At 31.6% G+C, this 26,678-nt stretch carries 25 protein-coding genes, 2 tRNA genes and 1 riboswitch; of the genes, 20 read left to right on the forward strand and 7 right to left on the reverse strand.

Translation table 11 applies throughout. The features are described from left to right. The first annotated feature begins 134 nt into the window (after positions 1–134). From KPL51_RS03510 to KPL51_RS03525, 4 genes are all read left to right on the forward strand, one after another. Positions 135–389: a CBO2463/CBO2479 domain-containing protein gene (locus KPL51_RS03510; protein WP_216157440.1), complete on the forward strand. Its 255-nt coding sequence runs from the start codon at positions 135–137 to the stop codon at positions 387–389. Then, positions 389–1,114 carry a D-proline reductase (dithiol) protein PrdB gene (gene prdB, locus KPL51_RS03515; protein WP_216157443.1) on the forward strand — a complete coding sequence of 242 codons (726 nt, stop codon included), beginning with the start codon at positions 389–391 and terminating at the stop codon, positions 1,112–1,114. Before KPL51_RS03510 ends, prdB begins: the two co-directional genes overlap by 1 nt. Before the next feature lie 188 nt (positions 1,115–1,302). Next, positions 1,303–2,307, forward strand: a complete 1,005-nt coding sequence (locus tag KPL51_RS03520; RefSeq protein WP_216157446.1) for a proline racemase — start codon at positions 1,303–1,305, stop codon at positions 2,305–2,307. Positions 2,308–2,357: 50 nt separating this feature from the next. After that, on the forward strand, positions 2,358–3,233 hold the full coding sequence (locus KPL51_RS03525; protein ID WP_216157449.1) for a sulfite exporter TauE/SafE family protein: 876 nt from the start codon (positions 2,358–2,360) through the stop codon (positions 3,231–3,233). Positions 3,234–3,405: 172 nt separating this feature from the next. Here KPL51_RS03525 and KPL51_RS03530 read toward each other — a convergent pair whose 3' ends face one another. Further along, on the reverse strand, positions 3,406–4,761 hold the full coding sequence (locus tag KPL51_RS03530) for a M28 family metallopeptidase (protein ID WP_216157452.1): 1,356 nt from the start codon (positions 4,759–4,761) through the stop codon (positions 3,406–3,408). Between the two features lie 195 nt (positions 4,762–4,956). Here KPL51_RS03530 and KPL51_RS03535 point away from each other — a divergent pair, with 195 nt between their 5' ends. Together KPL51_RS03535 and KPL51_RS03540 are read left to right on the forward strand one after the other, a co-directional pair. Next, complete coding sequence (locus tag KPL51_RS03535) at positions 4,957–7,119, forward strand: Tex family protein (protein ID WP_216157455.1); 2,163 nt, start codon at positions 4,957–4,959, stop codon at positions 7,117–7,119. Between the two features lie 57 nt (positions 7,120–7,176). Continuing rightward, a riboswitch (FMN riboswitch) is annotated at positions 7,177–7,290 on the forward strand. Positions 7,291–7,378: 88 nt separating this feature from the next. After that, positions 7,379–8,017, forward strand: coding sequence for an ECF transporter S component (locus KPL51_RS03540; RefSeq protein WP_216157458.1), 639 nt, complete (start codon positions 7,379–7,381; stop codon positions 8,015–8,017). 69 nt (positions 8,018–8,086) lie between these two features. On the opposite strand, the gene rimI is transcribed toward KPL51_RS03540, so the two are convergent. The 3 genes from rimI to tsaE are packed head-to-tail and all read right to left on the reverse strand — an operon-like array spanning position 8,087 to position 9,697. Continuing rightward, on the reverse strand, positions 8,087–8,536 hold the full coding sequence (rimI, locus tag KPL51_RS03545) for a ribosomal protein S18-alanine N-acetyltransferase (protein ID WP_216157461.1): 450 nt from the start codon (positions 8,534–8,536) through the stop codon (positions 8,087–8,089). Continuing rightward, the gene (gene tsaB, locus KPL51_RS03550; RefSeq protein WP_216157464.1) at positions 8,529–9,242 is read right to left on the reverse strand and encodes a tRNA (adenosine(37)-N6)-threonylcarbamoyltransferase complex dimerization subunit type 1 TsaB; all 714 of its coding nucleotides are present in this window, start codon (positions 9,240–9,242) and stop codon (positions 8,529–8,531) included. The genes rimI and tsaB overlap by 8 nt, the downstream gene beginning before the upstream one ends. Continuing rightward, positions 9,239–9,697 carry a tRNA (adenosine(37)-N6)-threonylcarbamoyltransferase complex ATPase subunit type 1 TsaE gene (gene tsaE, locus KPL51_RS03555; RefSeq protein ID WP_216157468.1) on the reverse strand — a complete coding sequence of 153 codons (459 nt, stop codon included), beginning with the start codon at positions 9,695–9,697 and terminating at the stop codon, positions 9,239–9,241. The genes tsaB and tsaE overlap by 4 nt, the downstream gene beginning before the upstream one ends. Before the next feature lie 183 nt (positions 9,698–9,880). Here tsaE and KPL51_RS03560 point away from each other — a divergent pair, with 183 nt between their 5' ends. The 11 genes from KPL51_RS03560 (at position 9,881) to nth (ending at position 19,234) form a co-directional block, all read left to right on the forward strand. Further along, the gene (locus KPL51_RS03560; RefSeq protein ID WP_216157471.1) at positions 9,881–10,501 is read left to right on the forward strand and encodes a CBS domain-containing protein; all 621 of its coding nucleotides are present in this window, start codon (positions 9,881–9,883) and stop codon (positions 10,499–10,501) included. A 132-nt stretch (positions 10,502–10,633) separates the two neighbouring features. Next, positions 10,634–10,709 (forward strand) — tRNA-Trp (locus KPL51_RS03565). Between the two features lie 26 nt (positions 10,710–10,735). Further along, positions 10,736–10,811: transfer RNA gene (locus KPL51_RS03570), tRNA-Trp, on the forward strand. Between the two features lie 143 nt (positions 10,812–10,954). After that, positions 10,955–11,935, forward strand: coding sequence for an NAD(P)/FAD-dependent oxidoreductase (locus KPL51_RS03575; RefSeq protein ID WP_216157475.1), 981 nt, complete (start codon positions 10,955–10,957; stop codon positions 11,933–11,935). 687 nt (positions 11,936–12,622) lie between these two features. Beyond that, positions 12,623–13,534, forward strand: coding sequence for a cysteine synthase A (gene cysK, locus KPL51_RS03580; RefSeq protein ID WP_216157477.1), 912 nt, complete (start codon positions 12,623–12,625; stop codon positions 13,532–13,534). A gap of 35 nt (positions 13,535–13,569) precedes the next feature. Beyond that, a complete protein-coding gene (gene epsC, locus KPL51_RS03585; protein ID WP_216157481.1) occupies positions 13,570–14,154 on the forward strand; it encodes a serine O-acetyltransferase EpsC in 585 nt (194 codons plus the stop codon). A gap of 13 nt (positions 14,155–14,167) precedes the next feature. Next, positions 14,168–15,160, forward strand: coding sequence for a tRNA epoxyqueuosine(34) reductase QueG (gene queG, locus KPL51_RS03590; RefSeq protein WP_216157484.1), 993 nt, complete (start codon positions 14,168–14,170; stop codon positions 15,158–15,160). Positions 15,161–15,199: 39 nt separating this feature from the next. Continuing rightward, the gene (locus KPL51_RS03595; protein ID WP_216157487.1) at positions 15,200–15,907 is read left to right on the forward strand and encodes a lysophospholipid acyltransferase family protein; all 708 of its coding nucleotides are present in this window, start codon (positions 15,200–15,202) and stop codon (positions 15,905–15,907) included. A gap of 302 nt (positions 15,908–16,209) precedes the next feature. After that, complete coding sequence (locus KPL51_RS03600; RefSeq protein ID WP_216157490.1) at positions 16,210–17,403, forward strand: glycine C-acetyltransferase; 1,194 nt, start codon at positions 16,210–16,212, stop codon at positions 17,401–17,403. Positions 17,404–17,504: 101 nt separating this feature from the next. Further along, on the forward strand, positions 17,505–18,464 hold the full coding sequence (locus KPL51_RS03605; protein ID WP_216157493.1) for an L-threonine 3-dehydrogenase: 960 nt from the start codon (positions 17,505–17,507) through the stop codon (positions 18,462–18,464). 140 nt (positions 18,465–18,604) lie between these two features. Beyond that, a complete protein-coding gene (nth, locus tag KPL51_RS03610) occupies positions 18,605–19,234 on the forward strand; it encodes an endonuclease III (RefSeq protein WP_216157498.1) in 630 nt (209 codons plus the stop codon). 94 nt (positions 19,235–19,328) lie between these two features. Here nth and KPL51_RS03615 read toward each other — a convergent pair whose 3' ends face one another. Both KPL51_RS03615 and trhA read right to left on the reverse strand, forming a co-directional pair. Continuing rightward, positions 19,329–19,817 (reverse strand): thioredoxin family protein, encoded by a 489-nt coding sequence (locus KPL51_RS03615; protein ID WP_216157501.1) that lies wholly within the window; start codon positions 19,815–19,817, stop codon positions 19,329–19,331. A 119-nt stretch (positions 19,818–19,936) separates the two neighbouring features. After that, a complete protein-coding gene (gene trhA, locus KPL51_RS03620; RefSeq protein WP_216157504.1) occupies positions 19,937–20,539 on the reverse strand; it encodes a PAQR family membrane homeostasis protein TrhA in 603 nt (200 codons plus the stop codon). A gap of 198 nt (positions 20,540–20,737) precedes the next feature. Between trhA and KPL51_RS03625 the strand changes: the two genes are divergently transcribed. The 3 genes from KPL51_RS03625 to KPL51_RS03635 all read left to right on the forward strand — a co-directional run bounded on the left by KPL51_RS03625 (position 20,738) and on the right by KPL51_RS03635 (position 24,408). Beyond that, positions 20,738–21,328, forward strand: coding sequence for a DUF1836 domain-containing protein (locus KPL51_RS03625; RefSeq protein ID WP_216157507.1), 591 nt, complete (start codon positions 20,738–20,740; stop codon positions 21,326–21,328). A gap of 193 nt (positions 21,329–21,521) precedes the next feature. Continuing rightward, complete coding sequence (gene pepT, locus KPL51_RS03630) at positions 21,522–22,748, forward strand: peptidase T (RefSeq protein ID WP_216157509.1); 1,227 nt, start codon at positions 21,522–21,524, stop codon at positions 22,746–22,748. A gap of 247 nt (positions 22,749–22,995) precedes the next feature. After that, positions 22,996–24,408 carry a S1C family serine protease gene (locus KPL51_RS03635; RefSeq protein ID WP_224853693.1) on the forward strand — a complete coding sequence of 471 codons (1,413 nt, stop codon included), beginning with the start codon at positions 22,996–22,998 and terminating at the stop codon, positions 24,406–24,408. Between the two features lie 102 nt (positions 24,409–24,510). Here KPL51_RS03635 and KPL51_RS03640 read toward each other — a convergent pair whose 3' ends face one another. Then, complete coding sequence (locus KPL51_RS03640) at positions 24,511–26,511, reverse strand: fructose-1,6-bisphosphatase (RefSeq protein WP_216157512.1); 2,001 nt, start codon at positions 26,509–26,511, stop codon at positions 24,511–24,513. Positions 26,512–26,678 lie beyond the last annotated feature (167 nt).

Genomic DNA, 26,678 nt, shown 5'->3' on the forward strand with positions numbered 1-26,678 from the left:
CAAATGTAAAGGAAAGTAATCTTGAAGCTATTGAAAAATCATATGCGCTTTCTATTGAAAGAGTAGAGAATGAAACTTCAATTCCAGAAAGCAAGAAAAGATTAGAAAAATATTCAACGAAGTAAGGAGATACAATGAAATACGGCGATAAGATAATAGAAATGTACGGAGTTATTGTAGAAGTGCACGATGGATGTGTTTCAATTGATCTAAAAGGAAGATTGGGATTTATGAAGATACCAATGAGGATGCTTATTACAGATTATCCTGTGCAGGTAGGTCAGGAAGTGGGTTTTAGAATGAGCTTTATTGAGGTTCTTGCGCAGGAGCCTAACGAAAAATATGTTAGCAATATAGAAATAAGAAGTAGAAAGGAAGGGAAAGCATAATGAGTTTAACAACTGTTAAAGGTATGCAATCAGAAATATTTGTACCAATTACACCCCCACCAGTTTGGACACCAGTAACAAAGCCATTAAATGAAATGAGAGTTGCTTTTGCAACTGCCTCTGGAGTTCATTTAAAATCGGATAAAAGATTTAATTTAGCAGGAGATTTCACATTTAGAGCAGTGCCAGGTAATACAAATACTAATGATTTAATGGTATCTCATGGTGGATATGACAACGGAGACGTAAACAAAGATATAAATTGTATGTTCCCTATTGATAGATTAAGAGAACTTGCAGCTGAAGGTTTTATAAAAGAAATTGCTCCAATGCATTATGGATTTATGGGCGGCGGCGGAAACCAAGATAAGTTTAAAAATGAAACTGGTCCTGCCATTGCGAAGTTACTAAAAGCTGAAGGTGTAGATGCAGTTGTATTAACAGCTGGCTGAGGAACTTGTCACCGTTCTGCTGTACTTGTACAGAGAGCGATAGAGGAATCAGGGATTCCTACCATCATTATTGCAGCATTGCCACCAGTAGTTAGGCAGGCTGGAACACCAAGAGCGGTTGCACCACTTGTTCCAATGGGAGCAAATGCTGGAGCACCAAATGATAAAGAAATGCAAACTGGTATATTAAAAGCTACACTGTTACAACTTGTAGCGATACCATCAGCTGGAAAAATTGTACCATTACCTTTTGAGTATGCAGCAAAAGTTTAATTCACATTTCAGAAGTTTAGCACAGCATAGGGTATGAATAACTTCTAAAATGATGATTTAATTAAAAATATAGGAATGTCTCTAAATTTAATTTGAGACATTCCTATAAAAACATTCTATATAATAGAAAATTTAAAAACATTTGCACTTATAAAACTTAAAATGAATAGAAAGATGAGGTATATATCATGAAAGCAATGAAGATGATTAATGCAGTAGACTCACATACTATGGGAGAACCAACAAGAATTATAACTGGTGGAGTACCTGTAATTCCAGGAAATACTATGCCTGAAAAAAAAGAATATCTAGAAACACATTTAGATTATTTGAGAACAGCAATTATGCTTGAACCGAGAGGCCATAATGACATGTTTGGATCCATTATTACTGCTCCAACAATGAAAGAAGCAGATCTTGGAATTATCTTTATGGACGGTGGCGGATATTTAAATATGTGCGGTCATGGTTCTATTGGAGCTGCGACGGTAGTAGTAGAAACTGGAATGATTCCAATGGTTGAACCATATACAAATCTAACACTAGAAGCACCAGCAGGACTAGTTAAAGCAAAAGTAAAAGTAGAAGATGGAAGAGTAAAAGAAGTTTCTATAGCGAATGTACCTTCTTTTCTTTATAAGGAAAATGTAGAATTAGATATTCCGGAATTAGGAAAAATTACTTTTGATATTTCTTTCGGTGGAAGTTTCTTTGCACTAGTTAAAGCTACTGAGCTAGATATTGATATTTGTCCTGAAAATGCAAATAAACTATGTGAAGTTGGCATAAAAATTTTACATGCAATTAATGCAGCAGTTCCAGTACAACATCCATTACTTCCACATATAAATACTGTAGATTTGGTTGAAATATATGGACCTGCTAAAAATCCAAAGGCTACACTTCAAAATGTAGTAGTATTCGGAGATGGACAAGTGGATAGATCCCCTTGTGGAACAGGAACAAGTGCTAAACTTGCATATTTGTATGCAAAGGGACATTTGAAGAAGAATGAAGAATTCATATATGAGAGTATTATTGGGACTATGTTTAAAGGGAAAGTACTTTCAGAAGTACAAGTTGGGGAATTTAAAGGTATCATTCCAGAAATAACAGGTAGCGCGTACATCACTGGATTTAATCAATTTGTTATTGACGAAGAAGACCCTTTAAAATATGGATTTAAACTATAAATATAATGAATATTTAGTTGCATTTTAATTAGAAAAAGGAGGAATTTATAATGTTATTTGCCGTATTATCAGTACTAGGTCTTTTAACTCTTTATTTTTCAATGATTTTTATTAAGGATTATATCTTAGCATCAAAGGAAAACAGACTAGAAAAACCAAGTTTTTTTGCCACAGGAGCTGTAGGATTTGCCACCAATTTCTTTGATACTCTAGGGATTGGTAGTTTTGCACCTACAACTGCATTATTAAAACAATTTAAACTTACAAATGATAGAACAATGCCTGGAACATTAAATGTATCATGCACAATTCCAGTAGTATTGGAAGCATTTATTTTTATTACAGTAATAAAAGTAGATCCAATTACACTTATTTTTATGCTTTTCGCAGCAACAATAGGAGCGATTCTTGGAGCAGGATATGTTGCTAAGTTGGATGTAAAGAAAATTCAATTGGCAATGGGAGTTGCTTTACTAGTTGTAGCACTTATTATGATTCTTCAACAATTAAACATATTTCCTGCTGGAGGAGACGCAATTGGTCTTACTGGAGGAAAACTAATATTTGCTGTTGTAGCTAACTTTATACTGGGTGCATTAATGACACTTGGAATAGGCCTTTATGCTCCATGTATGGCACTTGTATTTGCGCTTGGATTAAGCCCAGCAATTGCCTTTCCGATTATGATGGGTTCTTGCGCATTCTTAATGCCAGCAGCTTCCGTTAAGTTTGTTAAAGAAGGAGCTTATGATAGAAAAGCTTCTATGGCAATAACGGTATTTGGAGTAATAGCGGTACTTATCGCAGCATATATTGTAAAATCCTTACCACTTGACATATTGAAATGGCTTGTTGTAGTGGTTATTATTTATACATCAGCTATGATGTTTAAATCGTATTCAAAGCCGGTTGTAGCAAAAGCATAGAATTTGTTTAAATATACTAATAATATAAAAATGAATTTCACTTAAACGGACTCTTTATAAAAAAATAAATTTGAAAGATATATCTTTAATTAAAAAGATGATTTCTGTATTACAGAAATCATCTTTTTTATGTTCGAATTTTAAATATTCATTACAATGAAGCATGTATAGCTCAATTTAATTTGCCATTGGAATTAGATTTTTTTTTATAAAATACTGAAAATATTAAAATCCCAATTATAGAAATTAAGGTGCATTCTTTATAATAGATAATAATAAAGTTATTTTTGAAAGTATATTTTACAATCTCTTTAGAGGCTACATCATAGCATCTGTCTATAGAGTCTAAGCTTATATATTTAGAAGTGTCTTTGGGTGTGTGAATTCGCGTCATATCATTGTCACAAAAAGTTATAGCATCAATGTTTTCTTTCCTAAAGCCTTCATGATCGCTAGCATCTTCAAAAAGATAATTAAAAAATATTTTTCCGGTTTTGCAGGTATTTGAAACTGATTTTATAAAAGGTGTTTTATCCGTATCTTTTTTTCCACCCATAATACATAGTGGAACAGCATTATTACTTCCAATCATATCAAAGTTAAATACTTTACTACCCTTTATATCACTTTTGTAGGTTTCAATAAATGCGTTTGAACCTAAGCATCCAAATTCTTCTGCATTAAAGCCTAAGAAAAGAATGCTTCTATCAGGTTTGCCAAGAGAAGTTAAATACTTACTCATCTCAAGCATAAAAGATAGACCAGATGCATTATCTAAAGCCCCATTATATATAGTACCATTTAAATCTGTACCTATATGATCAAAGTGTGCAGAAACAATTATTGGGGGCATAGATATATCCCTGCCTTCTAAATACCCCATAACGTTAGTTACACTGGCTTCTGAGACTATATAGGGGATAAAACAATCAATTGTACAGTCTCTAGCTAATAAATCTTTAAGTTCTGTAAGCGTCTCTTTAGTAATCATAATATACATGTTATAACTGGAATCGTACATAAATGAACTTCTAAAAGATAGGTCATTATCTTTCGGAACAAACAATATAAAGGGGCCGCCCTCGGTAGTAACTTTAATATAGCTTTCTTTTGCTACTTTAACATTGCTTTTGCTAAACGTTAAATTATTGCTTTTAAAGTTTAACATATCTTCTTTGAAATCTTTGCTATAAATAAAGGTTTTTACAATATTTCCGCTTACATCTAAAACCCTCAAATATGGACTATTACTAATTTTCTTAGGATACAGGACTTTGAAGTTTTGAAATTCACTACCTTTATAGGGTTTTAATCCACTATTTTTAAATTCACTGTTAATATAGGTAGCAATTTCTGCATTTTCTAAGGTCCCAGGTAACCTTCCTTTAAATTGGTCAGAAGAGATGTATTTAATATTTTGGTATACATTTGTAGGATTGAATCTATATAGGGTATAATATATATGTGAACTGTAGAAAAATAGTAAAAGACAAGTGGATAAAAAATAAGAGCATATTAACTTTTTCATATATTTCTCCTAAAAATTTATATCTTTTATATAGATATGAGTATTGAACTTGGGGTATGATTAATTATGTTAATTTTGTGGCTTAAATTAAAATTATAAATTATGAGAGGAGGATTGGCTATTTAGACACCTTTAAATAAATTATTAACAAAGAGTTATTTATTTTAGTGTGATTTAAACGGATAGCTGAGAAATATGGAAAATATAGAAAGTAGATTAATTAGTGAATTTAAAATAACTAGGGAACAGGCCGAAAATGTAATCCAATTATTAAATGAAGGGAATACGGTTCCTTTCATTGCTAGATATAGAAAAGAGAGGACGGGAGGACTTGACGATATAGTCCTAAGAAATTTCACAGAGAGACTTATATATCTTAGAAATTTGGAAGAAAGAAAAACAGATGTAATACGTCTTATTGGGGAACAAGAAAAGCTAACAGAGGAAATTGAAGGATCAATAAATAAATGTGAAACCTTAACAGAAATAGAGGATATTTATAGACCCTTTAAACCAAAGAAAAGAACTAGAGCTATTATTGCAATAGAAAAAGGGTTAAAGCCCCTTGCTGAAACTATTTTCAGTGGTGAGTTTAAAGGTGAAATAAACGAGTATGCGCAGGAATTTATAAGTGAAGAAAAAGAAGTGAAGACTTCGGAAGATGCGCTTCAAGGTGCTGGAGATATTATAAGTGAAATGATTTCAGATGAGGCTGATTATAGAAAATGGATTAGGGCACTGGTACATAATCAAGGAATTGTAGAGACTAAGGGCAGCTGTGATGAAACTACACCATTTGAAATGTATTATGAGTATAAAGAGGGAGTTAAATCTATTCCGCCTCATAGAATTCTTGCTATAAATAGAGGCGAAAATAGCAAGATACTTTCTGTGAAAATTAAAGCTGATAATGATAAAATTACTGATTACTTAAGAGCTAAATGTTTAAAAGGTAATAAGGAAACTGATAAGTATATAGAACTTAGTATAGTTGATTCAGTAAAAAGACTTATATTTCCTTCAATTGAAAGAGAAATAAGGTCAGAGCTCACAGAAAAAGGTGAAATAGGAGCTATTGAAATCTTCAAGGCTAATTTAAAGGCTCTCTTAATGCAGTCACCTATAAAAGGGAAGGTAGTACTTGGATTTGATCCAGGGTTTAGAACTGGGTGTAAAATAGCAGTGTTAGATGACACAGGTAAGGTTTTGGACATAGCTACAGTATATGCTACTGCAGGAAGTAAAGATGGTGTTCAAAAATCTATAGGTATTATTAAGGCCTTAGTAAAAAAACACAATGTAGAAGTGATATCCTTAGGTAATGGGACAGCAAGTCGAGAGTCAGAAGAAATTTTAGCTCAGATAATTAAAGAACTTAAAGAGGAATGTTCAAAAGATTTGTACTATGTTATAGTTTCAGAAGCTGGGGCATCAGTATATTCTGCATCAGAGCTTGCATCTAAAGAATATCCAGACATAGATGTATCCATTAGAGGTGCTATTTCCATAGGGCGTAGACTACAAGACCCACTGGTGGAACTTGTAAAAATAGATCCTAAGGCTATTGGTGTGGGACAATACCAACATGATGTAGCGCCTAAAAAACTTGATGAATCCTTAAAAGGAGTAGTTGAAGACTGCGTTAATGCTGTTGGGGTAGATCTTAATATTGCAACACCTTCACTATTATCTTATATATCGGGGATAAATGCTGCTATAGCTACAAATATTGTAGCTTATAGAGAAGAAAATGGTAAGTTCGTAGCTAGAAAAGAATTACTAAAAGTGAAAAGATTAGGTGCCAAGGCGTATGAACAATGTGCTGGATTTTTAAGAGTAATGGAGAGCAAAGAGTTTCTAGATAATACCTCAGTTCATCCGGAGTCATATGTTGCAACAAAAAAATTATTGGGTTTCTTAAAGTATTCAAAAGAGGAACTTAAATCTTTGAATTTTAAAGATTTAGATCAGAGAGTGGAAAGTATTAGCCTTAATGAACTAGCAAAAGATTTAGAAATAGGTGTTCCAACTCTTAGAGATATTATTAAAGAAATCAAAAAACCAGGCAGAGATCCAAGAGAAGAATTACCTAAACCACTATTAAAAACAGGTGTAGTTCAGATGTCGCACCTTAAACCAGGAATGAAACTTATGGGTACGGTAAGAAATGTATCTGACTTTGGAGCCTTTGTTGATATTGGAGTTCATCAGGATGGGTTAGTACATATAAGCCAGCTATCAGATAAATTTGTAAAGCATCCATTAGATGTAGTTACAGTTGGAGATATAGTTGAGGTTAGTGTGCTAGAAGTTGATGAGAAAAGAAAAAGGATATCATTGTCAATGAAAAATATATAATTTAGATATTGCTTTTTACGTAAAATGTATATATAATTATATTATAAAATAAAATTTGATAATCTTCAGGGCGGGGCGAATTTCCCCACCGGCGGTAAAGCCCGCGAGCCGAAAGGCAGATTCGGTTTAATTCCGAAGCCGACAGTAAAGTCTGGATAAAAGAAGATGTGATATATGTGAATTCGCCCTGACATAGTTCTATGTCAGGGTTTTTATTATATCCATCCCTAGAAGACATATTCAATTAGGGGGTATAAAAATGAGAGACGAAAAACTTATTAAACTAATCAAAATTTCACTTTTATCTGTTATGGCTTTTCTTTTAATGTACATTGAATTACCGCTTCCGATGTTTCCAGAGTTTTTAAAAATTGATATTAGCGACCTACCAGCGCTACTCGGTGCTTTTGCATTAGGTCCGATAGCAGGGGTTACTATTGAACTCTTTAAAAATATATTGCATGGATTGTTAGCAACAAAAACAGCATTTGTGGGAGAATTAGCAAATTTTCTAGTAGGGGCAGTTTTAGTATTCGTATCTGGATATATATATAAAGTTCGAAAAAGTAAAGGTGGAGCTGTTGTTGGACTTCTAACAGGAGTAGTTTGTATGTCACTATTTGCAGCAATATTAAATTATTTTGTTATATTACCTTTATATGAAACAGTATTAGGATTCAAGACAAGTATGGTAGTAGGAGCAGGAGCAATTATAAATCCTAATATTAAAAATTTAAATTCTTTTGTTATATGGATGATTATTCCTTTCAATTTATTTAAAGGAGTAATTATATCAGCAATGACGTTAGCTTTATATAAGAGTGTTTCGCCTATACTTCACAAAGAACATATAGAGCAAAGATACAAAGATAGTCAAAGGATTATTGATAGAAAATAAGAGAACTAGCAAATAAACGGGTACCTATTTTATAGGTATCCGTTTATTTGTTAGTTTTCTTAAAATATGTTATAGGTTTCGATTCCACATAATTACTGCATCTTCACCGTTATCTTCATAGTAATGGCGTCTAATGCCTTCTGTTTCAAAGCCATATTTCTCATACAAGTTTATGGCAAGAAAATTTGATTTTCTAACCTCTAAGGTTATTGCAGAAACCTTTTGTTTCCTACATATTCTAAATAAAGCTTCTACAATCATGTCACCACCACCATGACCACGAGCCTCTGGGTGAACAGCAACATTAGTAATATGGGCCTCATCTATGATTAACCACATTCCACCATAACCTACTATAGAATTGCCCTTTTTTAAAACAACATATCTAGCAAATTTATTATCTAACTCACTTTGTAGGGATTCAAAACTCCATGAAATAGGAAAGCTTAGTTCACTAATGTTGAGTATAGATTTAATAGATGAACTATCCATTGAAAAAATTTTAAAATCGCTATTCATTAATCTTTTGCCTCATTTTTTCTTCATATTCTCTTTCAGCTTGTGGTTTCCTAAGGTAAATAGGCACTGATGCATATATATCATCGAAAACTCCCTTAGATAAAAGTTTAAGGCCTAATTCTCCAAGAGATGAGGCTTTAGCTAAATTTAAATGCGCTGGAGCAAACCTAGCCTTAGGTAAATGTGTTATGATGTTTTCTTTGAATTTTGGAACCCCATCTCCTACAAATGATATAGCACAATTTTTTTCTTTAAGCATGGTTATTAATTCATCTATAGAAATATTCATATATTCACTTGTGCGGATTAATTCCTGATTATCAAAAGTATATAAGGCGGTATAAACATTATCTCGTAGCGCATCTAATATGGGACAAATAACCCCATCTGTATATGCTAGGTTGTATGCTAAGGAATCTAAAGTAGATACAGTTACAAATGGCTTATCTGTACCTTGGCTGAGACCCTTAACTGTAGCAAGCCCTATTCTAAGACCTGTAAAGGAACCAGGCCCCTTTGAGGCTACAAAGGCATCAATATCATTTATGCACATCCCAGTGTTATTAAATAATTTATCAATTATTGGCATAAGTATTAAAGAGTGCTGCTTTTTATAATTAAAGGTTATTTCGCCAAGCACATTTTCATCCTCAAGGATTGCGCATGTTGCTGCTGCTGTTGCAGAATCTATGCTTAAAATTTTCATATTTTTATCTCCTTTATATAATCATATCTATTATCAGAATATATAAAACTGATTTTCCTGTAATTATCTCCAAATTCGGGGAGTTTTTCTATGGTGATGGTTAAATTATTTGGGGGAATCAATTCCTCAATATAATTAGCCCATTCAATTATGCTAACTGCATCACTAAATATATATTCATCAAAGCCTATAGCTTCTATTTCGTCGGGATCATTTACCCTGTATACATCAAAATGATATAATTTTAAACGACCTGTATACTCATTTACAATTGTAAATGTAGGGCTTGTTACATGGTCTTCAATCTCTAAGCCTTTTGCAATTCCCTTTGTTAAATGAGTTTTACCAGTACCTAAATCACCAATTAAGCAGATTATGTCACCTGAATTTACAAGCATACCTATTTGCTCACCTATTTTATAAGTTTCATCTACTGTAGTTACTACGAATTCCATAAGTTTCACCTCACTAGATATTTTATCCTATAAAATAAAAAAAGAAAAGGAAATCTAGAATATTACCTGTAATATATAGATTTATTTTTACTAATTATATTTGTAAAATTAAAAACAATTGTTTATACTTAAATTCTAAAATAATGTATAATAGCTTATATACCTATTAAGGAGGGGAAAATAATGTTTGTTAATAATTTGATGCTCTTAAAAGAAAAATTAATTATGGTAACACCAAAGGTGACTATAGGTAAAGCTTTAGAAATTATGGAAGAAAATAATTTTCTATCAATACCAGTGGCTGAGGGTAATAAATTTATTGGTTCAATATCAAAAGAACGGATTTATACTTATTATTATGAAAATTGTCTTGAGAAAAAATGCTTGTTATCAGATTTTATAGTTGAAAATGTAATGAGGACTGATGTGCCTATTATTAATCCAATGCAACAGGCAGAAGAAGCAGCTCATTTTTTAGAGACAAGGAGTGTTTCCTTCGTTGCCGTAGTTGATAACAATGGTAATTTTAAGGGCATAGTTACACATCATGCTATATTTCATCAATTTACTGAATTGTTTGGTCTTGATAAGGGAAAACGATTAGGGGTTATAGCTTATGATATTCAAGGTCAGATTTCTAAGCTTTCAAAAATAATAACTGAAAATAAAGGCGATATAATTAGTTTTGTAGTCATTGATCCCAAAAGTCTTACTGAGGTCAAAGAAATCGTTGTGAGACTTGAGACCGATAATTTTGATGACATCGTTGCAAAAGTAAAGGCTGCTGGTTTTAAAGTGGAGTAATTTGCAAATCATAAAAATAAATATTAGGAAGCGCAGAGTGTGAATTATATGATTAATCTGTGTTTCTTAATAAGTTAAAATATAAAAGACTTGCATTTTAAAAAAATACATGGTATGATTTGAATGTATTTTAGGGGTATAGCTCAGTTGGTGGAGTAGCGGTCTCCAAAACCGTTGGCCGTAGGTTCGAGCCCTACTACCCCTGCCATTTTCTAAAAATTTTATACGCAATAAAGGGGTATGGCTCAATTGGTAGAGTAGTGGTCTCCAAAACCATTGGTTGTAGGTTCGAGTCCTACTACCCCTGCCAAACAAAACCTGTGAAATTATTTTCACGGGTTTTTACGTTTATTTATAATGAATCATCAAATTTTAATATTAGGTAGCCCAAAAAAATATACTGGGTTTTTAACTAGTGATTTTTTAAGATGCCTTGTAATTGGAGGGTATGTAATGCAGCAATATGACATAGTAGTAATTGGAGGAGGTCCAGCAGGCCTTGCAGCTGCTATTTCAGCTAAAGAACACTATGAAAGTGAAATTTTGATTTTAGAAAGAGAAAATCAATTAGGCGGGAATTTAAATCAGTGTATTCATGATGGATTTGGTATAAATGTTTTTAATGAAGATTTGACAGGTCCAGAGTTTATACAAAAATTTATAGATAAGGTTAACAAGTTAAATATCTCATATAAATTAGATACAACGGTTTTAAGTATAAGCAATAATAAAGAAATGAATGTAGTAAATGCTGAAGGCGGAGTTTTTAAAATTGCAGCGAAAGCTATAATAATTGCCACGGGGTGCAGAGAGAGACCAAGAGGATTTTCTAATCTGCCAGGTAGTACATGTGCAGGTATATATACAGTTGGTTCTGCACAGAAATTTGTAAATATAGAAGGGTATATGCCAGGAAAAGAAATAGTTATCTTGGGCACGGGAGATATTGCATTAACTATGGCAAGTAGACTTTCAATTGAAGGGGCTAATGTTAAGGCTGTAGTAGAAAGTAAAGACTTTATTGAAGCAAGTGATAAAAGACTAGGTGGTTTGTTAAATGATTTTAATATACCTTTAAGAACAAAACATAAGGTCGCTGATATTAAAGGCAAAGGCAGAATTGAGGGTGTTACTTTAGTAAAGCTAGATAATAATGATAAAGTTATTGGTGGAAGTGAAGAATATATTCCTTGTGATGCTCTACTTTTATCTGTAAAATTATATCCTGATAATGAATTAGCAAAACAAGCAAAAATAGTGATTAATTCAGCAACAGGTCAAATTGAGTTAAATGAGGATTCACAAACTAATATTGCTGGAATCTTTGCTTGTGGAAATGTAGCTCTTGGGTATGATTTTTCTGAGAATGTGATAAAACAAAGTCAAAAGGTAGGGACTGTTACTTCAAAATACTTAAAGGATTCTATTTTTTAAGGTTTAACTGTTAGTTTATTCTAACAGTTTTTTTTTTATATGTTTATAGGAAATTATAAATATCTACTGCCTATACTGAGAAAAATAATATTCAATAAATTTCAATCTACATAATCTTCAATAATTTTCATGATTTTCAAAACCTTAAAATAGTGTTGACATATTTTAAGGTTAAGCATACAATATAATAAAGAAAAGTAATTCATACTAAAATACTAGGAAATACTGTGAAAAAGGAAAGTAATATAAGAAAAACTTACAGAGAGAGAGTCTATAGCTGAGAAGATTCTTACGGAAAACTTATATGAAGTGCCCTTTGGAGTTGTGCACCGAATTAGGCGTACTAAAATAAATAACAAGTATATTAACTGTTATTTATTTTAATGTGACTTGGGTAGGCTGCATCGGGATTCCCCCGTTATAGGGATAGAGCATAGCGCTGTGCTTGAAAGAGTGGCTTTATAATCACTAAAGTGATTATAACTTAGAGTGGGACCACGAAGTAAAACTTCGTCTCTAATTTAGAGGGAGTTTTTTTGTATTTAAAAATATTTTAGCAATGCACTTACAATATAAAACAGTTTTTTTTATTTTGGAAAATTGTATAAATATAGAAATATAGAAATATAGGAATATAAATAGTGTTTGAAGTTAAGTCAATTGTTTTAAATTTGGAGGGATATTATTATGATGTATAACAATGTTTTAAATATGATAGGAGCAACACCGGTTTTAAAATTAAACAAATTAGTGGTGGGTGACATGGCTGACATTTATGTGAAACTAGAAAAATATAATCCAGCTGGGAGCATAAAAGATAGGGCAGCCCTAGGTATGATAGAAAAAGCTGAAAAATTAGAACTTTTAAAAGAAGGCTTTACTATAGTGGAACCAACAAGTGGAAATATGGGAATAGCTTTGGCTATGATTGGAAGAATCAAAGGATATGATGTAATTATTGTTATGCCAGATACCATGAGTGTTGAAAGAAGGAATTTAATCAAGGCTTATGGCGCACGACTTGTGCTTACAGATGGTACAAAAGGGATGAAGGGTGCTATTAACAAGGCAAAAGAAATAGCAGATGAAAGTCCTACATTTTTTATGCCACAGCAATTTACTAATTTAGCAAATCCAGAAAAACATTATGCTACTACTGCAGAAGAAATCATGGAAGACATTGAAGATTTAGATGTTTTTGTAACCGGAGTAGGAACTGGAGGAACAATAACTGGTGTAGGCAGAAGACTAAAAGAAATTAAAAAAGACATTAAAGTAGTTGCGGTTGAACCAGAAAACTCGCCTGTATTATCGGGAGGCGAACCTGGACCGCATAAAATACAAGGAATAGGGGCAGGGTTTACCCCAGATATTTATGATGCAAGTGTAGTTGATGAAATAATAAAAATATCTGATGAAGAGTCTTTTGAAATGGCAAAACTAATGGCTAGTGAAGAGGGTGTATTAGTAGGAATTTCAACAGGGGCTAATATTGCAGCAGCTATAAAAATTGCTAAAAAGTTAGGTAAAGGTAAAAAAGTAGTTACTATTGCACCTGATGGTGGGGAAAAGTATATTTCAATGGGTATTTATGACTAAATTCGCAATATAATTCTATAGGAGTGAATGATTGTATGCTTAAAATGTTAAAATATGAGATTAAAAATGTATTAGAAAAGGACCCAGCAGCTAAGAATTGGGTGGAAGTAATATTATTATATCCTTCTACACATGCTATAATATTATATAGAGTAGCTCATTTACTATACAAGCATAAAATATATTTCATATCTAGAGCACTATCTCAAATAGCTAGATTTTTTACTGGAATAGAAATTCATCCTGGGGCTATAATAGGAAAAGGATTATTTATAGACCATGGAATGGGAGTAGTAATCGGAGAAACTACGGAAATAGGAGACAATGTGACCTTGTATCAAGGAGTTACACTAGGTGGAACAGGAAAAGATAAAGGGAAAAGGCATCCTACTTTAGGTGATGATGTGGTGGTAGGTGCTGGTGCAAAGATTTTGGGGCCAATCAAAATTGGAACTGGAAGTAAAATTGGTGCCAATGCTGTAGTTTTAAAAGATGTATTAGCTAAGGCAACTGCTGTGGGGATACCTGCTAGAGTGATTTTTGGCAAAGCTGTCCCTATAATAGAGATTAAAGATTATGTTGGTAAAACAAGAAAAATATACAATGATATGATAATATAAAAAGGATGACGATATGGGTAAAAAGGAAGAAATAATTGAGTTTTGTAAAAAAAATGGTTTAGATACAATAGGATTTAGCGAATGTAAGATTTTTCATGAGCTAAATCCTTATTTTGAGAGAAGAAAAAAGCTTGGTCTTGAAAATGAGTTTGAGCAGCAGAATATAGATAATAGATTAAATCCATTTTTATATATGCCAGAAGGGAAAACTATAATTTCTATTGCCTTTCCATATTTATATAGCTTGGATTTTAATGAAAAAACGCATTTTTCTAAATATACATTGGGAAGAGATTATCACGTAGTTTTAACTGAATATATGAATAAAATTTGTAAATTTATTGAGGCTATGGGTTGCAAAGCTTTATGTTTTGTGGATAGTAATGCGCTGCCGGAGAGATATATTGCCTGCAATAGTGGAGTAGGATTTATAGGTAAAAATAATGCATTGATAACTGAAAAATACGGATCTTATGTTTTCCTAGGAGAAATTATAACAGATTTAATTATCCAACCAGATAAACCACTCCTTCAAAAATGTGGTAATTGCCATATATGCTTACAAGCATGCCCTACAAATTCTATAGTTAAAGGGAAATCAGGAATGAATAATAATCCAAATATTTGTTTATCTTACATAACTCAGAAAAAAAGTCTAGAAGATCACTGGTTTGAAAAATTAAATGGTAGGTTATTTGGTTGTGATACTTGTCAGAGCATCTGCCCATACAATAAAGGGATTGAGCTTAGTAAAATTAGTGAGTTTAAGCCATATGAACACATGAGAAACATAGATCTTGAAGCACTAATAAATATGGATAATAAACTATTTAAAGATAAGTACAAAATGACTTCTGCTGGGTGGAGAGGTAAGAGTATACTTAAGCGGAATGCTATTATTAATGCAATAAATATAGATAAAAGTAAAATTGAAACTATAGAGAAGGATGCATCACCATATATAAGGGATTATTATTATAGACTTTTAAAGTTTTTCAAATTATAATAAATATATAAATACTTTTTTATGAAAGGTGGAATTTTGATGATTTCTCCAATGTTATTAAGAATAATAGACATTTTACCAGATAAAGTGGTATCTTTTATAGCAAAAAAAATGCTGGATACATATATGAATAAATACGCAAATATAAAAACTTATGGAATGGAGAAAATTGCGGGTGCGAAGGCTCCTATAATTTTTATATGTAATCATTTAAGTAATGCTGATGGTTTAATTATGAACAGACTATTAAAGGATAATAATGTAACTTTTGTTGCAGGTATAAAACTAACAGATAATAAGCTCACTAAACTTGGGTTTCATTTGGCTAAGACTATAAATATAAAACCTAATTCCGCAGACAAGGAAGCTATATCTAAAATAGTTAATACTCTAAAACAAGGTAATAACATATTTATATTTCCAGAGGGTACTAGGAGTAGAAATGGGAAAATGGCAGAGGGTAAAAAGGGTATTCTATTAATGGCTAAGTTATCAAAGGCAACAATTATTCCAATGGGCATTTGGGGCACAGAAAAATTATTGCCAATCAATGATAAAGGAATGGCTTCTGAAAAATTTAATTACGCAGATATAAATATTAGCATAGGTGATCCGATTATTCTTCCAAGTAAAAATGAAGATGAAGATAAAAATCGATATCAAGATAGGGTTATGAATGAAATAATGTCGAGGATAGCTATACTTCTTCCTGCGCAGTATAGAGGAGTATATGCTAATTCCAAATAGGTAATAATGAGAATAAGTAAAAAAATAAAGCACTTGAAAATAAGAAATTATGTTTAAAAACTGAAATCTTGTTTTATAAATGTATCGTATATATTATAAATGATATTATTATCATCATTACAAATGATGGTAAACATTCATTAATTTGAAAAAAATAAAATAAATAATGCATTTGAAGGATAATTTAATGATTTAGTTTGGTATTTTGAACTAAAAGATATATAATAGACTTGTGATTAAATATGAAATTCTTATAGATTTTTATAAGGACACACAAAATAAGAGGTTGGAGGCGTTTTACAATGGGAAGTAAAGTATTAGGCAAATTCTTAAAAGAAAATTTAGAAGATTTAAAAAGTAAAGGTTTATATAATGTAATAAATGTGCTAAAAGGTGCAAATGGACCTGTTATTGAAGTTGGAGATAAAGAATTAATAAACTTATCTTCAAATAACTATTTAGGGCTTGCTACTGATCCTAGAATGATCCAAGCAACAATTGATGCAACTAAGAAATATGGTGCAGGTGCAGGCGCTGTTAGAACTATAAATGGTACTTTAGAGATTCATACTGAATTAGAACAAAAACTTGCTAAATTTAAACATACGCAGGCGGCTATTGCATTCCAGTCAGGGTTCAATTGCAATATGGGAGCAATTTCAGCAGTAATGAATAAAAAAGATGCTATTCTTTCAGATTCATTAAATCATGCATCAATAATAGATGGATGTAGATTATCTGGTGCTAAAATTATAAGAGTAGAACATTCTGATATGGTAGATTTAAGAAATAAAGCAAAAGAAGCAGTAGAATCAGGATTATATGAAAAAATCATGGTTATTACTGATGGTGTATTCTCTATGGATGGTGATATTGCTAAACTTCCTGAAATCGTTAAGATAGCAGAGGAGTTTGACTTAATAACATATGTAGATGATGCTCATGGTTCAGGAGTGCTTGGAAAAGGTACTGGTACTGTTCATCACTTTGGTTTGTCAGACAAGATAGACTTCCAAATTGGAACACTATCAAAGGCTATTGGTGCTGTAGGCGGATACGTAGCTGGAACAAGAGATCTTATTGATTGGCTTATGGTTCGCGCTAGACCATTCCTATTCTCTACATCATTAACTCCAGGAGCTGCAGGTGCTTCTATTGAAGCAATTAATATTCTTACAGAAAGCACTGAGCTAAATGATAAATTATGGGAAAATGCAAATTACTTAAAGAAGGGTTTAAAAGAACTTGGTTTTGATATTGGAAACAGTGAAACTCCAATTACTCCATGTATAATAGGAGATGAAGTTAAAACTCAAGAATTTAGTAAGAAGCTTTTCGAAGAGGGAGTTTATGCAAAATCAATAGTATTCCCAACTGTTAGAAAAGGTACTGGAAGAGTAAGAAATATGCCTACTGCAGCACATACAAAAGAAATGTTAGATAAAGCACTAACTATTTATGCAAAAGTTGGTAAGGAAATGAACATAATAAAATAATATATAAAGTATAGGCATAGCTCCTAGTTAATAGGTGTTGTGCCATATAATATTAAACGGTTACACATATATATTATTTAGTTGAATATGGAGGGAACATAATGAAAAAAATATTAGTAACAGGAGCCTTAGGACAAATAGGTTCAGAATTGGTAATGAAAATGAGAGAAATATATGGTAATGACAATGTAATTGCTACGGATTTAAGAAAGCTAGAGAGCAGCCCTGTAGTTACCACAGGACCTTTTGAAATACTAGATGTGACAGATCATAGTGCAATGCTTGGAATAGCTAAAAAATACGAAATAGATACACTAGTTCATTTAGCAGCACTGTTATCAGCTACAGCGGAGGCAAAACCTTTACTGGCTTGGAATATAAACATGGGTGGACTTGTAAATGCATTAGAAGTTGCAAGAGAACTTAATTGCAAGTTCTTTACACCAAGCTCTATAGGTGCTTTTGGACCATCTACACCTAAAGATAATACTCCACAGGATACAATTCAAAGACCAACTACTATGTACGGTGTAAATAAAGTTGCAGGTGAGTTGTTATGCAATTATTATCATAAAAAATTTGGTGTTGATACAAGAGGAGTGCGTTTCCCAGGGTTAATTTCATATGAAGTTCTTCCAGGAGGAGGAACAACTGACTATGCTGTTGATATATATTACGAAGCATTAAAGTCAGGTAAATACACTTCATTCATTGCAAAAGGAACAAAAATGGATATGATGTATATGCCAGATGCAATAAATGCAATAATTAAGTTAATGGAAGCTGATGGATCAAAATTAATACACAGAAATGCATTTAATATTGCAGCAATGAGTTTTGAACCAGAAGAAATAGCTGCTGAAATAAAAAAACATATACCAGGATTTATTATGGATTATGACGTAGATCCAATAAGACAAGATATAGCTAATTCATGGCCAAATTTTATTGATTCAACTTGTGCCAAAAATGAGTGGGGTTTTGCTGCTGAATATGATTTGGAAAAAATGACTACTGATATGCTACAAAAATTACGTGATAAAGGAATTGGCACTAAATAATATTTGAACACTATACGCTGTTTGCCCATAGGGTAAGCGGCGTATTTTATTAATTAGTGTGGTATTAGATTATTTTGGTATATAGTATGATAAAATAATAATATAGAAATAGTTTGATTCATAAAAAGTAGGTGATTTATATGAATAAAAAATCAATTAAAGCTGTGCTTGAAATTCTTAATGAAACATATAAAGGTGCAAAATGTGGACTTGATTTTACAAACCATTATGAGCTTTTGGTTTCAACTATATTATCAGCACAATGCACAGATGAGAGAGTAAATATTGTTACAAAAGATCTGTATAAGGAATATAATACACCGGAGGATATGATTAATTTATCACAAATGGAACTCGGAGAAAAAATTAAAAGTTGTGGATTTTATAACAATAAAAGTAAAAATATTTTAGGAGCTACAAAACTTATATTAGAAAAACATAAGGGTGAGGTTCCAAGAACAATGGAAGAATTGATAGAGCTTCCAGGAGTAGGTAGAAAAACTGCTAATGTGGTACTATCTAATGCTTTTGGCATTCCAGCTATTGCTGTAGATACTCACGTTTTTAGAGTTTCAAAAAGAATAGGGCTTGCATCAGGGAAAAACGTGGAAGAGGTAGAGCAGGAGCTTATGAAGAATATTCCTATAAAAATGTGGAGTGATGCTCATCATTATATTATATGGCATGGTAGAAAAATATGTAAAGCTAGGAAACCTAATTGTAATATGTGTCCTATAGCACCTTATTGTGAATTTTTAAATGGAAAATAAATAGTTGTAGCTTTTCATGCGAAAATTAATAGTTGAAAAATAAAAGTCCTCTAATATTTTGTAAATATTAAAGGGCCTTTGATTTTTATGAGAATTATAGAATAATATTTAAAAGTTCATCTTCAATAAGGTGATTATATTTTCCTTGTCTATAATCATTAACTAAATCTTTCTTTTCTTCTATTTTTAGTGAAGTCATCATCTCTAATAATTTTTTTGGAAACTCTATATAGGCTCCCTTTGGATTCATTTCCGAATCAAAAGTTATAATAGTTGGGATTCTAGATTGACCAGTGTATTCCTCTAAAAAATTTTCATAGCCACTTTTGGGAAAACAGAATAAGTTTATGTTTTTGTTTTCTTCTGCCATTCTCTTTATAAAGGGTAAAGTAACGATGCAATCAGGACAGTAACCTTCAGAAAAAATTGCTACATTAATAACAGAAGTTAATTTCTTAAGAGAATCTTTAGTGCTTGAAGAAAGATTAGTAGAATTATAAGCTATAAGTTGTATGTCACCATGTTCAAGTTTTGATTTTTCTAAATATGCTTCAAAAGTTAGGCCTTTTAATAAGTTTATCATAATTAATATCACCCTTTCAATGGAATTATTAATTATAATTTTACCATTTAATATTATACAATACAAATCTAGTTAATGTAGATTATGTATTTAAACATAAGAATGTAATGACAAAGACTTCATAGCATAATAAAAATATGAAATATTTCGTGAAATCCAAAAAGCTTTAAATTTATTTTAGGCCATTTAGTGGCATATTTAACACCACCTACAGTATAAAAAAGTCCACCTACTAGTAGACATATAAAGCCACCTAAGGATATAGCTTTTATTATTGGTACAATGGCAACAACGGAAATCCAACCCATTAATATATAAAAGCCGGTATATAACCATCTAGGGGCATCAAACCAAACTATTTTCAAAATGATTCCCACAAGAGCTAGAAACCAAATAGCTAGGAAAAGAATTGTACCCAATGTTCCTTTTAATGCTATTAAGCATATAGGGGTGTAAGTTCCTGCAATTAAAACGTATATCATAGAATGATATACTCTTCTAAGTACTTTTATAACTTTTTTTGATGATGTAGACTTATGATAAATTGAACTTGCACAGTAAAGTAATATTGCACTTATTCCGAACACTGCAAGAATAACAGCGTTGTATGGATTTGTTGTGTTTAAGGAATACTTAATTAGCAGGATTAAACCTATTGCGGATAAAATGGCACCCACTAAATGTGTAAGGCTACTTATAGGTTCTCTGAACTTTGATAACAAATCTCTCACCCCTCAAAAGAATATAATCTAGCATCTAAAGGTAGTAATATGAATACCTAGTGTAAAACTCATGTGATATCTGCGAAACAAATATAGTATCCAGTAATAAAAGTCCTATACATAGTTTTAAGGACTAGCTTATATATATATTTACATTACGTGTAATTAATGCTATATAATGAAGGAGAGGTAAAATAAATGGATTACAACAAGGAAAGCTTAAATAATTTAATAGAAGAGATTATAGGAACAAAAGATGTTACTTTAATGGAAATACCTTGCGTAGATTTATATATGGATCAAGTTACAACTTTTTTTAATGAAAAACTTGGAAGTCTTAAGAGAAACGAAGACGATAAAATTCTTACAAAGACTATGATAAATAACTATACCAAAGGTAAAGTATTGATGCCAGCAAAAAATAAGAAATATACTAATGAGCATATGATACTACTTATGCTTATATATAATTTAAAGCAAACTATATCACTTAGTGATATTAATACAGTATTTGATTCCATTATCGATGTAAAGGATGCAAAAGATATAAGTCTTTCATTAGAAGATTTATACAACAATTTTATAGATATAAAAGAAATACAAAACCAAAATTTTGCATGTGATATTGATACAGATAGATCATTTATAAAAGATAGAATTAAAGAAATGGGAAAAGTGGATGGAGAATTAATAGAAGTAATATTATTGGTATTGTTACTTATTAATAAAGCTAATATGCAAAAGAGAATGGCTGAAAAATTAATTGATAATTTCTTAAAGAAAAAATGATGATTTTCACAAGATTTATTAACTATTTCTATGAATAGAAATCATTATGACTGTTTAAAACTTGGTATCAATGTAGTATAATATAATGTAATGGTATACAATAAATTGAATTATTTACACACATTATAATAGGCTATTATATTTAATTCTTTTTATGTTTTATGTGCTTATATTAAAATAAGGAGATGGTCATATGTCAAAAGTTGTAGAAAAATTTTTAAAATATGTAAGTTACGATAGTAAATCTGATGAGGAATCATCTACTGTTCCAAGTACAGAGGGTCAAATGAAACTTGCAAAGGAATTAGTTAAAGAATTAAAAGAAATGGGTGTACAAGAGGTAAGTGTAGATGATAATGGATATGTAATGGCAACAATTCCATCTAATGTAGAAAAAGTTATACCAACTATAGGATTCATAGCACATATAGATACTGCTCCAGATATGTCTGGAAAAGATGTTAAACCTAAATTTGTAGAAAATTATGATGGAGGAGATATAATATTAAATAGTGAAAATAACATAGTATTATCTCCAAAGGACTTCCCAGAATTAAAGAATTACATAGGGAAAACTCTTATAACTACTGATGGTACTACACTGCTAGGAGCTGACGATAAAGCTGGAATTTCAGAAATAATGTCTGCAGTAGAGTATTTATTTGAAAACCCTAAGTTTTCACATGGTCCAATTAGTATTGGATTTACACCAGACGAAGAAGTGGGACGTGGTGCAGATATTTTTGATGTAAAAAAATTTGGCGCAGATTTTGCATACACTATGGATGGTGGAACTATTGGGGAATTAGAGTCTGAGAATTTTAATGCCGCATCAGCAAAAATATCTATTCATGGCAGAAATGTTCATCCAGGTTCAGCAAAAGGGAAGATGATTCACTCTACACTTATAGCAAATGAATTTATGAGTTCATTACCACCAAATGAAACACCAGCTACTACTGAAGGCTATGAAGGGTTCTATCATTTGATCGCTCTTAATGGGGATGTTGAAGAAACAAAGCTTCAATATATTATAAGGGATTTTGCTAGTGAAGGATTTGAAAATAGAAAAATATTCATGAAAAATATAGTAGATGTATTAAATGATAAATATGGCAAGGGAACAGTTGATATAGAAGTTAAGGATCAATATTACAATATGAAAGAAAAAATAGAGCCAGTTAAACATATAGTAGATACGGCATTCTTGGCTATGAAGGAAGTAGGAATAGACCCTATAATGGTTCCAATTAGAGGTGGTACAGATGGTTCAAGGCTTTCCTTTATGGGACTTCCAACACCAAATATATTTACAGGTGGACATAATTTTCATGGTAAATATGAATTCATACCTACATTTGCTATGGAAAGTGCGGTGGGGGTAATAATTAAAATAGTTGAGCTATATGCTGCGAAATAAGGTTATTTAAAACAAAGGAGCCATATTTTTATATTATGGCTCCTTTGTTTTTATTATTAACATAATTTATTAAAGGTTTGTTAATAAAGTTGACATAAAACTGTAACATAGAAGCCTTAATATATACTTAAAGGTAAAATAAAAGTTTGAATTCAATAATATGTATAGAAATTCGGTATAATAAAATTCTTTTAAATAATAGTATCTAAATGCTATATAATTACGAAAGTACAAGGAGGAAAATAGTATGAATGAAAATAAGAATAATGATGAATCAAATGAAGTGAATGAACCAGATGAAGTGAATCGAATAAATGAAACTATGCATAATGATGAAGCAAATGATAATATAATTCCTAGTGAAAACGAAAATTGTGATGATAATATAAATGATTCACAAGTAAACATAAATGAAGGATCTAAAGAAGATTTCACCGAAAATGTATCTAATAATGAGCTTTCCGAAGAAGAAAGTAGAACTTTACCTATCCAATTAGAAAATTCTAATTACACAGAAATAAATGATAAAAAGGTGAAAAAAAATGAAGGTGGTATGAGAAAGAGAATAATGTCCTATATACTAGTAGGGGCAATATGTTCTACCCTCGCAGGTGCAGGATCAGCTGTTGTTACAATGAATATGATGAAAAATACAAGTGCTACAAGTACACCGAATGCAGCTAGAACAACTGCTACATCGGTTTCTAGCAATTCAAAAGCAAAGCTTATAACTACTAATAGTACAAAAACTTTAACTACACCTGAAATTGTGAAAAAGGTAAGTCCAGCGGTAGTTGCAATTTCTACAAGTAGCACTAGTGTAAGTACTGCGGTTAGAGGACAGGATGCACAGCAGGAAGGTGTGGGCACTGGAATGATATTTAACAAAGATGGATATATTTTAACGAATTACCATGTTATAAGTGGAGCGCAAACTATTAAAGTTATGCTTAGTGATGGAAAGGAAGTTTCTGCAAAAGTAATCAATTATGATGCTGAAGCTGATGTAGCTGTAATTAAATTAGCTGATAATACTGTAGTGCCAGGTGTGGCTTCGTTTGGAGATTCAGATACACTTGAAGTTGGAGAAACGGTAGTTGCAATTGGAAATCCTCTAGGAAAAGAATTAATAGGATCTGTTACTACAGGAATTGTTAGTGCAGTTAATAGGCAAGTAAGCATTGAAAATAAAGATTTGAAATTTATTCAAACGGATGCAGCTATTAATCCAGGTAATAGTGGTGGCCCACTTGTGAATTCTAAGGGTGAAGTTGTAGGAATAAACACTGCCAAAATAAGTGTAGAAGGAGTAGAGGGATTGGGTTTTGCAATACCAATTAATACAGTAAATCCTAAAATGGATGCGTTAATTAAACCAATTCTCAGTATAGGAATTTCTTGCAGAGACATTACAGCAGATATTTCTAAGCAATACAATATGCCAGTAGGAGTATATGTTTCACAAATTAAAGAGTTTAGTGCTGCAGAAAAGTCAGGTATAACATCTGGGGATATTATAGTGAAATTTGATGGCAAAAAGATTAAAACTGTGGACGAACTAAATAAGATTAAAGGTACACATAAATCTGGAGATGTTGTTAAAATAGAATTAGTTAGAAATAGCAAGACAGTAAAAATAAATTTAACACTTTCTGAATAAATTAAATACATGGTAAATAAAATCAGTTAGGAATGTTAATATTCCTAACTGATTTTATTTACCATATTTAACTACAGATGGTAGATTAGTTAATGACTAATATTATAAGGTTACCCTCTGCTCTTTAATAAGTCCTTTCCTATATGCGGTAAGAAGCAGCTCTAAATCTTTAATTTGCTCCATAATATCTAGGCCTACATCTGTATCCGTTACACGGATACGGTTTGTAGATTTTTCTAAAACTATAGTGGAAGAAAGTATGTCCACACCTTCATCAATAGCCTTCTGAGTAGATTCAAAAGGGGCATGGGAGGCTAAAAGTAGTCCATAGGAATTATAAATAAGAGTATATCCTGCTATGCCTGTTTCTGGTTGATAGGCCTTTGAAAAACCACCATCAATAACTAAAAGTTTACCATTAGCTTTTATAGGGCTCTCGCCTTGTTTAGTCTTTACAGGAACATGCCCATTTATAATGTGTGAGTCATTGGGGTTTAATTCGAATTCAGCTAATACATTATTGCATATTGTTTCATCATCTCTATATTTATAGTAAGGATTCTTAATCTCTTTATGAGTGATTTTGTCATTTATAAAATACCTTTCAAAGGTAGTCATTTTATCTTTACCAAATAATGGAGAATTTGAGCCGCACCACAAATACCATATAGAGTCCAGGGCATAAAGCTTAGAGTCTGAATTGGCTTTGCCAAAGTAGGCTTCTCTTGCTAATCGTTCAGTTCGATCTATATAGGATTTTCCACTATAAGTAATATTATCTATTTTCATTTTTTTAAAACTACCATCTGCATTTAGTGCAATACAACCATGATAAAGTAAATTCGAGTTATATTTTAAGTACATACTGCCTTTAGAGTATAAAAAACGCACATGTTTTTGAAGCTTTTCACTATTTAAGAAAGAAGACTTAAGTTTGTCAATAAGTTCTATTTCCTCCTGTGTTAATTTATAAGGGTCATTAGGATCTATAGTTGGAAAATTAATATCGTTTAGTGTGTATTCTTTTCCACTAATATCTATGGTACCCTTTTCATAATTTATTTTATGGAGAAGTAATCTGTTTTGCATTTCATAATTAGGGCGCCTTTTTATTATTGCGCCTTCAAGTTTAAATTGAATTATAGAAATGGCTTTATGCATCTGAGCCATTAAATTTAGGTCGTTTTCTCTATAATTATTTTCAGACAAAACTTTAGGCTTAAAAGAGTTACAGGGGTCATCACTATAGAAATCTAAAGCAAAGGTTGCAAGGGGTAATAGGTTAATGCCATAACCTTCCTCTATAGTATCTAAGTTTGCATATCTAGTTGAAATACGAAGAACATTAGCCATAGAGCTTTCAGAGCCCGCGGCAGCACCCATCCAAAGTATATCGTGATTGCCCCACTGTATATCGATTGAATGGTAGTGCATAAGAGTGTCTAAGATTATATGTGCTCCAGGTCCTCTATCATAAATATCACCTAAAATATGAAGTCTATCTATAGTAAGTCTTTGAATTAGGTTTGCAATAGCAATTATAAACTCTTTAGCTCTCCCAATTTTTATTATAGTTTGAATAATTCCATTGTAATACTCCTGCTTATTAAAAGTATTTTGTTGTTCGTGAAGTAATTCTTCAATAATGTAAGAAAAATCTGCAGGGAGTGCTTTTCTTACTTTAGATCTAGTATATTTAGAGGAAATAGTCCGACAAATTTTAATAAGTTTATGAAGGGTAATTTTGTACCAATCGTCTATATCATCCTCTTCCCTAAGCGCTAGGTCTAGCTTTTGCTCAGGATAATATATAATGGTGGCTAGTTCTTTCTTTTCTGTTTCTCTAAGAGAATTACCAAAAATATCGTTAATCTTCCTTTTGATTACTCCAGAGGCATTTCTAAGAACATGATTAAAGGATTCATATTCACCATGAATATCTGTAAGAAAATGTTCAGTTCCTTTAGGTAGATTTAATATAGCTTGCAGATTTATAATTTCAGTACAAGCATCAGGAATCGTAGGATACTTGCTAGCCAATAACTTAAGATATCTTAAATCTTCTTCTATAGTATCAATGGGTGTATCACTAGAAAATATCATTTTGACTCTCCTTTATAACTTTAATAATTCTATTGGTGTAGCTCATTGAATATAAAGGCTACACTTAATATTATAATACATTATTATAGAATATTGTATTACCAAAACAAAAATTATTATTTTATTTATATTAGTTGATAAAAAGACTTAAAATACACCAGACATAA

Origin of the sequence: Clostridium bowmanii (assembly GCF_018861315.1) — a bacterium.
Lineage (GTDB): Bacteria > Bacillota > Clostridia > Clostridiales > Clostridiaceae > Clostridium_AD > Clostridium_AD bowmanii.

What these genes read in the sequence shown, in the direction of transcription:
- KPL51_RS03560 (WP_216157471.1), top strand. Translation starts at nt 9,881, where the DNA reads ATGTTTGTTAATAATTTGATGCTCTTAAAAGAAAAATTAATTATGGTA.
- queG (WP_216157484.1), top strand. Translation starts at nt 14,168, where the DNA reads ATGGGTAAAAAGGAAGAAATAATTGAGTTTTGTAAAAAAAATGGTTTA.
- cysK (WP_216157477.1), top strand. Translation starts at nt 12,623, where the DNA reads ATGATGTATAACAATGTTTTAAATATGATAGGAGCAACACCGGTTTTA.
- tsaE (WP_216157468.1), bottom strand. Translation starts at nt 9,697, where the DNA reads ATGGAATTCGTAGTAACTACAGTAGATGAAACTTATAAAATAGGTGAG.
- KPL51_RS03640 (WP_216157512.1), bottom strand. Translation starts at nt 26,511, where the DNA reads ATGATATTTTCTAGTGATACACCCATTGATACTATAGAAGAAGATTTA.
- tsaB (WP_216157464.1), bottom strand. Translation starts at nt 9,242, where the DNA reads ATGAAAATTTTAAGCATAGATTCTGCAACAGCAGCAGCAACATGCGCA.
- nth (WP_216157498.1), top strand. Translation starts at nt 18,605, where the DNA reads ATGAATAAAAAATCAATTAAAGCTGTGCTTGAAATTCTTAATGAAACA.
- KPL51_RS03635 (WP_224853693.1), top strand. Translation starts at nt 22,996, where the DNA reads ATGAATGAAAATAAGAATAATGATGAATCAAATGAAGTGAATGAACCA.
- KPL51_RS03605 (WP_216157493.1), top strand. Translation starts at nt 17,505, where the DNA reads ATGAAAAAAATATTAGTAACAGGAGCCTTAGGACAAATAGGTTCAGAA.
- KPL51_RS03625 (WP_216157507.1), top strand. Translation starts at nt 20,738, where the DNA reads ATGGATTACAACAAGGAAAGCTTAAATAATTTAATAGAAGAGATTATA.
- KPL51_RS03575 (WP_216157475.1), top strand. Translation starts at nt 10,955, where the DNA reads ATGCAGCAATATGACATAGTAGTAATTGGAGGAGGTCCAGCAGGCCTT.
- KPL51_RS03535 (WP_216157455.1), top strand. Translation starts at nt 4,957, where the DNA reads ATGGAAAATATAGAAAGTAGATTAATTAGTGAATTTAAAATAACTAGG.
- KPL51_RS03525 (WP_216157449.1), top strand. Translation starts at nt 2,358, where the DNA reads ATGTTATTTGCCGTATTATCAGTACTAGGTCTTTTAACTCTTTATTTT.
- KPL51_RS03615 (WP_216157501.1), bottom strand. Translation starts at nt 19,817, where the DNA reads ATGATAAACTTATTAAAAGGCCTAACTTTTGAAGCATATTTAGAAAAA.
- pepT (WP_216157509.1), top strand. Translation starts at nt 21,522, where the DNA reads ATGTCAAAAGTTGTAGAAAAATTTTTAAAATATGTAAGTTACGATAGT.
- KPL51_RS03520 (WP_216157446.1), top strand. Translation starts at nt 1,303, where the DNA reads ATGAAAGCAATGAAGATGATTAATGCAGTAGACTCACATACTATGGGA.
- rimI (WP_216157461.1), bottom strand. Translation starts at nt 8,536, where the DNA reads ATGAATAGCGATTTTAAAATTTTTTCAATGGATAGTTCATCTATTAAA.
- KPL51_RS03600 (WP_216157490.1), top strand. Translation starts at nt 16,210, where the DNA reads ATGGGAAGTAAAGTATTAGGCAAATTCTTAAAAGAAAATTTAGAAGAT.
- KPL51_RS03510 (WP_216157440.1), top strand. Translation starts at nt 135, where the DNA reads ATGAAATACGGCGATAAGATAATAGAAATGTACGGAGTTATTGTAGAA.
- KPL51_RS03530 (WP_216157452.1), bottom strand. Translation starts at nt 4,761, where the DNA reads ATGAAAAAGTTAATATGCTCTTATTTTTTATCCACTTGTCTTTTACTA.
- epsC (WP_216157481.1), top strand. Translation starts at nt 13,570, where the DNA reads ATGCTTAAAATGTTAAAATATGAGATTAAAAATGTATTAGAAAAGGAC.
- KPL51_RS03595 (WP_216157487.1), top strand. Translation starts at nt 15,200, where the DNA reads ATGATTTCTCCAATGTTATTAAGAATAATAGACATTTTACCAGATAAA.
- KPL51_RS03540 (WP_216157458.1), top strand. Translation starts at nt 7,379, where the DNA reads ATGAGAGACGAAAAACTTATTAAACTAATCAAAATTTCACTTTTATCT.